The organism is Methanospirillum hungatei, from assembly GCF_020216685.1.
GTDB lineage: Archaea > Halobacteriota > Methanomicrobia > Methanomicrobiales > Methanospirillaceae > Methanospirillum > Methanospirillum hungatei_B.
This window is the reverse complement of sequence record NZ_JAIWNS010000203.1, coordinates 1-9557: the sequence shown is the minus strand read 5'-3', so window position 1 is coordinate 9557 and position 9557 is coordinate 1. Positions and strand designations below refer to the sequence as shown.

The window sequence follows — 9557 nt, the reverse complement described above, 5'->3', positions numbered from 1 at the left end:
AGAGAAGTATCGATCAGATTCAAGACCGATATTCGAGGTCGGAATTGTATTTGACCCGGAGACAAGAAATATCGAACGATGGGAGATGTAACCAGATTTATTTTTATCGAAGGGTAAGCAGGTATTCCCTGATCAAAATCGGTATGAATGTACTGAAAGCTCTATAAGATTTGTATCGGGAAAAATAATTATTAGGGCATTTGGCATACCTGTCACTGATTTTCTTGCTCTGTGTTTCATTACTGCACGATATAACCCTGATATAGCATTAGATGACCTCATCTTACGATGGATCACATATGAGAAAAAATCATCCCGAACATTCTGTTATGATGCTACGAATTTTCAAGACTATATTTTTCTTTTCGCGACCAGGTTGGGATATATAAGATATAGCGACTGGGATCAGATTTGGGACAAAATTTTAAGTACACCGAAACAGGAGTCAAAATTATCTGCAGTTTCATTACGGTCGTGGATCCCGGGTATGCTATCTCTTACCTGGGCATCCTCAACAGACAATGAAGACGAGGTTTTTACCCTAAAAATGGCTGAAAAGGATCAGTTCTTCTCTGAAAAACACTGTAGAGAAGAATATTTGAGAGAAAACACCAAGGAAAATATTATACTGGGAGACAGATTTGAAAAACGTTTCCGGGAATTACTCTCTTATCCGGAGACTCTGACTTCAGAAATAATTATTAATTTTTTCATTTCAGATGATTATGCACAGAAAATTCTGAAATTATGGACCTGTGACAGATGATATATCCATAAACAACAAACACTTTTACACGATTTAACAGGATCATTGCATACGATCCTGATTCTCTTTCATTACTTTGGAGCACATATGATAGCATCCCGTGCACGACTTCGCTATAGCCGTCAGATCGGAAAATTAATCGGGTATCGACTCCCAGAAGGAGCCTTTCATGGTGCAACCCTTGAGGCTCTTCTCTCTGTACCATATGACTCATTTGATCGATCAACACGAGAACAGATTGTGACGTTCATCAAGAGTTTTCTCTCCTGCAAATGCCAGGAAAACCCGTTTTGTGGTTGTCCTGAACGAAAATTTGTCAAGGAAATAATTGAGCTTAGGGAATCAGGACTTGATCACATTCAGATCAGTCAGTACCTTCGGGACGAGTTTGGGATTGAGATCTATGCCGCTGACATTCTGAGTTATCTTGAAGAATCAGTGCATCTGCTGGAGGCGATTCAGGATATTGCAGATCAGTTTCATGTTCCAAAAATGCAGGAACTGGTTGAACTGCATATCAGAGCGATAGAAAAGGGAACTCCGGTCATATCAGAATCCTGAATCTTTTTTTTAGGCTTCATACACAATTCATTGTGTTCGAATTGCAAACCCCTGCCAGATAGTCAATTCACAAAAAAGTTTGAAATAATCTAATTTTCAACTATCGTTACTCTACCAGAATCGCCAGGGAATAGGTCGTTTCATTTCCCACCATCTCTTCCCATGGCTGTTTGTAGATACCATCGAAAGTCTGGTTTCCTGCAGCAACAGCTTCAACGTACCACTCATGGACACCACCAACACCAACCATCCCCTCGGGTGTGGGGTCCTGAACATATCTGTCACTGAGGAGGGTAAGACCATCTGAAAGAGTCACATTCCATGAAAAGCCGGTAGTCGGATTTTCAGAAAGCTGAATCAATGCCACCTGGTTCAGGGTCATATTCAATTCAGTCGTATTCACGTCAGCAGAGACATTGTATGCGAAGACTTCTTCAGTAGTCTCTTCGGTCGTTTCTTCGACAACTTCTTCAGTTGCTTCTTCTGCAACCGGGACCTCTGCAGCAACATCAGGTGCAAGAGGTGCCCCCTGTTCTTCAGCAATACACCCCGGTACCAGCAGGAGTGCAAAACCCAGTACGAGAAGTAACGTTACAATCCGATCCATGATCAATCATGTTATCATACCAACCCAATAAGGTGATCGTATGCACGAATTGCAGAACAATAAAATAAAACCTTATTGGAACAAAAAGAAGTGTCGGAGTTATCCGACAGTTGATGAAATTTACTCTACGAGGATGTTAAGAGTGTATTCGCTGCCAGTCTCTTCTGAATCTGCCTTCTTTTCAACACCAGAGAAAGACTGTTCTCCGGCTGCAACAGCTTCAACAAACCACTGGTGGAAAGCGCCGACGGTTTCGTCAACTGCATCAATGTGGATATCCTTGATAATGGTAAGGCCTTCTGATGCAGTTACATTCCACTCAAAGTCAGTAGTTACCGGAAGTTCAATCATTGCAATCTGACCAACAGTCATGTTGATTTCAGTGCTGTTTATGTCAGCGGTGACATTGTATACGGGAAGCTCCTCTTCAGTAACTTCGGTTTCTTCAGCTACTTCCTCAACCGGAACTTCGCCTGCAACTTCTTCAACGACTTCTTCGGTTGCTTCCACAACCGGGACTTCTGGAACAACTTCAGTTGCTTCAGGTGTTACCTGTTCTTCTGCAATACACCCCGGTACCAGCAGGAGTGCTGAAACCAGTAAGAGAAGGAACGTTACAATCCGATCCATGTCTCTTTAAGTCAACTCAATAAGGTAATAAGTTAATGGTATGGTTTTCGTTTATCCAGTGATTTTGGATCATTAATTTCCGGAAAACAGTTTTACTTAAAGCATTTGTGGAGAGTATTGCTGCGCGCCACCCTTTTTTCAAAAATAATCGGTTGTCAGGGAACAATTCCCTGTCCTTTATAGAATGTATAACTAAAGGTCCCGTCTTTTTGGGCAGAACGTACCAGATCCGAGATCCCTTCATCAAAGTCCTTTGCTGACATCAGACCTGCCGCAATAGCCGGATCTCTGATCCCCTGGATCATGGCTATGAAGGTCTTCTCAGTAAATCCCGTAACCAATTCAGGTCTCCCCCCATCAGCATAGACCAGCCGTGGAGATACCATGACATCGGTGAGCCCTGATGAAACCAGGAGCGGATAGAGTTTTCTTCCAATACAGGCATCACCCCCTGCCCGTTCCTGAAGAAGAACCTGACACCGGATAGCCATGAGGGCCTTTTCACTCTCCGGATGAAAACAAACAGACCCATGATCCCCTTCTATAGCAGTAACCGTACCACCTGGTTTTACCAGATTCATGACACGGCGGATTGCATCTTCAGGTTTTCGGAGATGTTCAAGAACAAAGCAAAAAACCACGTGGTCGAAGATCCCAAATGGAAGGTCATCTCCCAGAATGTCTGCATGATACAGGGTAACGTTCGAAAGACCTGCAGCACTCACCCGTTTTTCTGCAATTGCAAGTGATTCGTGGGAAATATCAACTGAAACAAACTCACAACGAGGGTTTTTACCCGCAAGAATACAGGTCTGTGCCCCGGTCCCGCATCCGGCTTCAAGAATTCTGCTGCCAGGAGGAAAAATCGAGTCATGATGAATCAGATCAGTGAGCGTGTCAGCCTGATCAAATAATCGTTCAGCTTCCCGTTCAGAATATCCATGAACATAGGATTGGGTCATATGTACCAAGACTACTCTGCCATCATGCTTGAGATGGTTTCTGCTGTCAGGAGCGAGAGGATCATAATGCCTTTTGCATGATAAGACAATTGCCTGAATCAGTCTGCTTGTATCTGACTTCATCCATGAGTGAGCGGATCAGGTGAACCCCAAGACCACCAATCCGCCGCTCGTCAATTCCTGCTTCAACATCTGCAGGTGGAATCGTTAACGGATTAAAATACGGTGCTTTATCGCAGATCGTGAGGGTAACAAGACCATCTGCAATTTCACATGTGACTTCGATAATTCCTGGTTTCCCGTTATACCCGTGCGTGATGATGTTCACAACTGCTTCTTCAGCAGAAAGTTGTATTGCATTCTCAACTTCAATTGAAATGCTCTCCTTTTCAATAATGTCGGAGAGGAATTGTGCAAGTTGTGATACTGCAGTGATCGTATCTTCGAGGTCAATCTGATATACTGCCATTCATATTCGAACGAAACATGAAGTTACGGTTTGAGTTTTAGAACTGCCTGTTCAACCGATGGACTGATCGGAAAGAGCCGGTCAAATCCTGTCATTTTAAAAACTTCTCCGGGACCTGGCTGGAGAGCAGCGAGTGCGATGGTCCCTCCTCCGGCCTTGACCCGCTTTAATGCTGCGAGTATTACCCGAAGCCCGGAACTGCTGATATAACTTAAATCTTTCATGTTAAGGATAAGAGTTGTAACCCCGCTATCTATCTTCTTTCCCAGCTCTGCTTCAATGTGTGATGAAGTTGCAGCATCAATTCTTCCGGATATATCCAGAATTGTAATTCCGGAGATTTCACGTTCCTGTATTGAAAGATGATCTTCCATTATCCCATCTTCTCCATATATAATGACACAAGTCCTAGTATAATCAGTTCTCTGCTAGGAATTTATGATTTGTGAAAGTGAGATCAATGTGTGAAAACGAGACAGGCCATTCTGGAGAATGAGAGATGGCAGGATGTTCCTGGTACGGCTCATGCCAGAATCTTTCCCTGTATTCGAAAACCTGATGTAACCAGCTCGAATGTGTATCTATTCACAATCGGGGATTATATTGTATTTTTTGATACCGGTGCATCGCAGGAAGTCATGGACACTGCGTGTGAGGCCCTTGTACCATGTACATATGACCGAGAAAAACCACTCCTTATCATTTTCGGACATGCGCACTATGATCACATCTACGAGGGACTGGTAGGCAGGCGGTTTGCAAAATTTGGAAAGCCGGTTTTTGTCTGTCATACATCAGGGGCAGATCTTCTCATAACAGGAGACCCGCGATATACTCAGGCCGATCTGGTCGACTTACCAATTCCACCTCATCAGATAGAACTCCCGCTTTTCCACAATAAAAACCATGAACTTGAAATTTCAGAAATTTTACCTGGATTTCATCTCATTTCCAATAGCATTCGTATTTCGGGCGAAATCCTTCTCCTTTCTGAAGAACTCCGTTTTCCTGACGGACAATCCCTGTTTTTCTGGGCAGTACCGGGGCACTCACATGACAGTATGGCCATCCGTATTGGAAATCTTTTGCATGTCGGGGATATCCCCTTTGCACTCAATCCCGGAGTTGCAGGGATTCTGGGGTGGGACACCATTGAATTTTCTAAAACGCTCCAAAGAATGGAATGGATACTTGAGAATTATGAAATCTCAGTGATCTGTCCGGGACATGGTAATGCATTCAGCACTCATGAGTTTCGAGAAATCCTTCGTAATCTTAAGCAATCTCATGAGAACTTACCAGATGTTGCCCTTTTTGACAAAGGCCGGGTGAATCTTTCCATGAGACATGCTATGGACCTTATGGATGAGGCATACCGACTCTTTCCTATTGTTGCCGGAAGAATGATGCTCCTTCGGTACCATCTCGAAGAACTTGAAGAGTTTGAAACCGCAGAGGACCTGGAACGTCTCATACCGGTCGATGATATTGAAAAAACCCTTGATGGATTTACAACCTATTACAAAGATTTTCAAGAGAAAAAACTCCCCGAGCTTCAGGTTATCCTAAAAGCTTTGCAGACACTTCAAAAGATCAGATCATATCTTTCAGGACGTACTCTTGAGCACCATATCGATCCCTCCCTGGTTCGTCGGACAACCAGACTATTCTCAGATCTTTTATCCGCCATGCAGGGAGTGATCCCGACCACAACACTCATACCATGTGATCCGGCTCAGGTCCTGAATGATCTTATATTGAGACAGAACTCCTGTACATTCAGTGATGATGACCTGTTGCAATCTATCGATGATGTCACCTGTTTTCGAAATATTTTGCTGAGCCGACTTGCAGAGTACCAAAACTGCAAAGAGATCAGGTTTTCTATCAAAACGCCGGATTCTGTTCAACTCATATACGCCGATGTCGACCGGTTATCAGATATCTTTAGTGCATTGGTTGATTATTACCGGCTGTATGGTGCAGATAGTATCAATGTTGAGATTTTTCCGAAAAATGATTTTGTCTATATTGCGATCACGCCAGTCGGGGAAGACTGGAAACCTGAGCTTCCTCTTTCACGTGCCCTTCTCCGAACCGTCAGGTATGCTGGGGGGAAGATTGTGAAATTGCCACGGCCAGGTGATGAAGAGATCATCCTGCAATTTCCGATGGAAACATAAAGGATCAGGAAGCCCTGAAGAGGATAAGAGTGATGTCATCTGACTGTGGAGCATCTTTCGTAAACTCTTTAATGGATGTTTTTATTGCAGTAATGAGTGCTGAAAGATCAAGATCACGGTTCTGCATTAAAACCTCGGTAAACCGCTCTATTCCATACTCCTCCCCATCCTTGTTCATCGCTTCGGTAATACCATCTGTATAGAGCGCAACCATATCCCCCTTCTTCAGATCCACGGTTACCGAAGCAAGGTCAATATCATCGATGATTCCAAGGGCGATCCCTTCAGCCTTTAAAAGGGTAATATCACTCTGGTCCCCTCCGGTCAGCATCAGGGGAGGATTATGCCCGGCATTGACATAGGTGATCTGCCGTTTCATAGAGTCAATAACCAGGTAAAAGAGCGTTACAAACATACTGGCCTTGGAGTCACGACAGATAAGTGTATTTGCTTCAGAGATTGCACTTGCAGGAGAGCTTTTCCAGGTAGCACTTACCCGGATAAGGGTTCGGGAGAGTGCCATGAACAGTGCTGCTGGAACACCTTTCCCACTCACATCGGCGATCACCAGCCCCCACTGATCATCACCCACCGGGATAAAGTCATAAAAATCTCCTCCCACTTCAAGAGCCGGACTTGAAAATACCGCAAGTTCCATGCCGGGAATATCAGGAACGTTGTCTGGAAGGAAACTCTGCTGAATCCCCTGGGCGATCTCGAGTTCCCGTGTAAATCGCTCCTTCTCTGCAGTGGTTCTCCGGAGTTCTATGATGTAATTGCGAAGGTCATTTGTCATCCGGTTAAAGGCGTCCGCAAGCTCCTCAAACTCATCCCCCGTATGTATCTCAACCGGAGTCTGCAGATCCCCATTCCCAATCCGTCTGGCCCCTTCACTCAGTATCATAACAGGACCGGTAATAATTTTTGAGAAGAATATGGCAATACCCGTCACTCCGACGAACAAGAGAAAGAAACTTGCAATAAGGATTTTTTGCAGGAAGGACATCTGTTCGGTGATGTGCGAATGGGTTTCTTCACTTGCCAGGCGGATGACTGAACCGGTGATATCAGCAGGTCCGATTACCTGCTCTACCGGTACGACAAGGCCAATGCTCCATCCGACACTTTTTACCGGTGCATAGGCGATATACTTGTCACCTTCTGCAAACCTGCACCGACTGACACCGGAAAGACCCATAGTCATCTCTTCTGCAACCGTTCTGAGATCTTCATTTGTACTCTGGAGGAGATTCTCTGTCTCGTATGACTCATCCCATCTGGTCTCTCCAGCACAGAGACCTGGTCTGGAGAGAATATCTCCCCGCTGATTTATCAGAAATGCATATCCGTCTTCACCAAGCTGGGTGGTGATAATCCGGTAGTTTATCGTTTCAATAGTAATATCAGAACCAATGACCCATGTCCGGGTCTTATCAGGACTTTGAACTGCCTTTGAACAGGTGATGGTAAGACCATTTCCCAAGACATCAACATATGGATCAGACCATACAAATTGTGAACTATTCACCGCATCCAAAAACCAGCTTCTGGATCGTGGTTCAAAGGTGGGATCAACTCGTGGAGTCCAGGGAAAGATGAAGGTGACCCCTGAAGAAGAGGTTACGTAAAGAGCAGTGAGCCGGTTATCTGCATGGAAAAGGGTATTGAAAACAGGCTGGAATGAACTCAGTGCCATGATATCATCAAGAACATGTTCTGCTGTTACTCCGGGAGAGAGATGAATGGTACCTGTCTCACCCGGTTTTGCGGGCTTTATATCACGGGTATACCACGTGACAGGAGTCACATTATTTTCTTTGATCATCACTTTTCCATAGTCATTGAGGACATTCATCTCGGAGATGATCCGTTCAAAGACCATGTCGGTGATCTCTGCCTGGTCTTTTGCAAGGCGAAGAAGATAGATCTCTGCGTCCTCTTCCAGAGCGGTTGTGCTTTCACCTATGGCCCGTTCCCCAAGATCAAGACTGGACTGTGTTGCATAGGTTCCCAGATTCCCCATCACAATCCATGAGATACCACCGATAATGATGAAGATGAGACTGGTGAGCAGTACCATTATCAGCAATAGTTTTCCAGCTACTCCAATTCTCATTCGTTTCATAGGGTCACATTTTTCTTACTGAACCGTTACGGTAATTTTATACTGGATAGTTTCCTGATTCCAGGAGGTATTTCTCGGTCGCAGATATCCGATAAAAGTCTGAATACCGGGGGAGGTTGCACGCACCATCCATTCCCTGGTTCCGGAGACTTCAACTGGAATACCGGGTGGGAAGGGAGTGTACCGGTCGCCGGTGACAAATAATCCCTCAGTTACGGAGACCCGCCAATACCTGCCATCCTCCGGTGTCCAGGGGTATGAAACCATCATGGTATCTCCAACTGACAGAATTACTTCTGATGTGCTTTCATTTGCATATACATCAGGTGGCTGCCTGAATGATTCCAAACGAACGGTAAATCCGGCATCAGGCCGGACACAACCGGACAGACAAAGGACCATTATGACAAGCAGACAGATTATTATCGGTGTTTTTACCGGTTTTTGATACCTCCGGTATTCCGGTTTTATCATCAGTAGTAAGGAAGGTTCGTTCTGCAGGAATAAGTACCGTTTGATATGTCCCTCATCCTGGTGCGACAGACCTATCTTCTTCTTTCTCCTATTTTGATATATGACCCCCAGCCAGATACCTGACGTTCTCGTTCAGGCCCGGCCCCTCACTTCCGAAGGGTCCGCTATTTTAATCGGATTTCCGGGAAGTGGTCTTGTTGGAAGTATCGCGCTCTCTTATTTGGTTGAAAAACTCGGGTTTGATTCCATCGGGACAATGACCAGTAAATATTTCCCGCCAATGGCGATGATGTCAGAGGGTGTCATTGCTGTTCCGGTGAGAATTTATGAAAAGGGTAAGTTTGTTGCAATTCTTGCAGACATTCCGATCCATCCGCAGATATGTTACGAAGTCTCAAATGCCATTCTTGACTGGCTCGCTCCTTATCATGTTTCAGAGGTCGTAACGCTGGCTGGAATTATTACTAATGAGCCGGAAAAGCGGGTTTTCTCAGTTGCAACAGAAAAACCACTTCTGGACAGACTTGGTGACTCTGCAATCAGGCTCCCTATTGGTAGTATTTCAGGCATTGCCAGCAGTATACTCACTGAGTGTAAGATACGGGGAATTCCGGGGATTGGCCTTTTGGGAGAGACGATTAATGCACCTGATCCCAGGGCTGCTGCAAAAACGGTGGATGTACTGAATATTCTGTATGATCTGCAGATTGAAACGTCAGGCCTTATTGAACAGGCTGAGGAGATAGAAGCGCAAATGCACAGACTGGCAGAAGATGTCCA

The 9557-nt window shown here is 44.8% G+C and carries 11 protein-coding genes; 4 read left to right on the top strand and 7 right to left on the bottom strand.

Translation table 11 applies throughout. The features are described from left to right. Positions 1-487: 487 nt before the first annotated feature. Positions 488-766, top strand: coding sequence for a hypothetical protein (locus LDL35_RS12475; protein WP_304022927.1), 279 nt, complete (start codon positions 488-490; stop codon positions 764-766). Between the two features lie 45 nt (positions 767-811). Further along, the gene (locus tag LDL35_RS12470; RefSeq protein ID WP_304022900.1) at positions 812-1327 is read left to right on the top strand and encodes a DUF5814 domain-containing protein; all 516 of its coding nucleotides are present in this window, start codon (positions 812-814) and stop codon (positions 1325-1327) included. Positions 1328-1433: 106 nt separating this feature from the next. Here the strand turns inward: LDL35_RS12470 and LDL35_RS12465 are convergent, their stop codons facing one another. The 5 genes from LDL35_RS12465 to LDL35_RS12445 all read right to left on the bottom strand — a co-directional run bounded on the left by LDL35_RS12465 (position 1434) and on the right by LDL35_RS12445 (position 4369). Beyond that, a complete protein-coding gene (locus LDL35_RS12465; protein WP_304022898.1) occupies positions 1434-1934 on the bottom strand; it encodes a protease inhibitor I42 family protein in 501 nt (166 codons plus the stop codon). Between the two features lie 120 nt (positions 1935-2054). Further along, positions 2055-2564 carry a protease inhibitor I42 family protein gene (locus LDL35_RS12460; RefSeq protein WP_304022896.1) on the bottom strand — a complete coding sequence of 170 codons (510 nt, stop codon included), beginning with the start codon at positions 2562-2564 and terminating at the stop codon, positions 2055-2057. A gap of 155 nt (positions 2565-2719) precedes the next feature. Then, on the bottom strand, positions 2720-3526 hold the full coding sequence (locus LDL35_RS12455; protein WP_304022895.1) for a methyltransferase: 807 nt from the start codon (positions 3524-3526) through the stop codon (positions 2720-2722). 61 nt (positions 3527-3587) lie between these two features. Continuing rightward, positions 3588-3995: an ATP-binding protein gene (locus LDL35_RS12450; RefSeq protein WP_304022893.1), complete on the bottom strand. Its 408-nt coding sequence runs from the start codon at positions 3993-3995 to the stop codon at positions 3588-3590. A gap of 23 nt (positions 3996-4018) precedes the next feature. Beyond that, positions 4019-4369, bottom strand: a complete 351-nt coding sequence (locus LDL35_RS12445; RefSeq protein WP_304022891.1) for an STAS domain-containing protein — start codon at positions 4367-4369, stop codon at positions 4019-4021. Positions 4370-4459: 90 nt separating this feature from the next. Here LDL35_RS12445 and LDL35_RS12440 point away from each other — a divergent pair, with 90 nt between their 5' ends. Continuing rightward, entirely contained in the window at positions 4460-6178 is a 1719-nt protein-coding gene (locus LDL35_RS12440) for an MBL fold metallo-hydrolase (protein WP_304022889.1), read from the top strand. Between the two features lie 4 nt (positions 6179-6182). Here the strand turns inward: LDL35_RS12440 and LDL35_RS12435 are convergent, their stop codons facing one another. Further along, positions 6183-8258 (bottom strand): SpoIIE family protein phosphatase, encoded by a 2076-nt coding sequence (locus LDL35_RS12435; protein ID WP_304022886.1) that lies wholly within the window; start codon positions 8256-8258, stop codon positions 6183-6185. A 60-nt stretch (positions 8259-8318) separates the two neighbouring features. Continuing rightward, entirely contained in the window at positions 8319-8777 is a 459-nt protein-coding gene (locus LDL35_RS12430) for a protease inhibitor I42 family protein (protein ID WP_304022884.1), read from the bottom strand. Between the two features lie 100 nt (positions 8778-8877). Between LDL35_RS12430 and LDL35_RS12425 the strand changes: the two genes are divergently transcribed. Continuing rightward, positions 8878-9557 (top strand): proteasome assembly chaperone family protein (locus LDL35_RS12425; RefSeq protein WP_304022881.1); only part of this gene is annotated, 680 nt, incomplete at its 3' end.

Bases quoted from the DNA above. Each gene is read 5' to 3' on its own strand.
- LDL35_RS12460 (WP_304022896.1), bottom strand. From the start codon at position 2,564: ATGGATCGGATTGTAACGTTCCTTCTCTTACTGGTTTCAGCACTCCTG.
- LDL35_RS12450 (WP_304022893.1), bottom strand. From the start codon at position 3,995: ATGGCAGTATATCAGATTGACCTCGAAGATACGATCACTGCAGTATCA.
- LDL35_RS12455 (WP_304022895.1), bottom strand. From the start codon at position 3,526: ATGACCCAATCCTATGTTCATGGATATTCTGAACGGGAAGCTGAACGA.
- LDL35_RS12465 (WP_304022898.1), bottom strand. From the start codon at position 1,934: ATGGATCGGATTGTAACGTTACTTCTCGTACTGGGTTTTGCACTCCTG.
- LDL35_RS12435 (WP_304022886.1), bottom strand. From the start codon at position 8,258: ATGGTACTGCTCACCAGTCTCATCTTCATCATTATCGGTGGTATCTCA.
- LDL35_RS12445 (WP_304022891.1), bottom strand. From the start codon at position 4,369: ATGGAAGATCATCTTTCAATACAGGAACGTGAAATCTCCGGAATTACA.
- LDL35_RS12430 (WP_304022884.1), bottom strand. From the start codon at position 8,777: ATGATAAAACCGGAATACCGGAGGTATCAAAAACCGGTAAAAACACCG.
- LDL35_RS12475 (WP_304022927.1), top strand. From the start codon at position 488: ATGCTATCTCTTACCTGGGCATCCTCAACAGACAATGAAGACGAGGTT.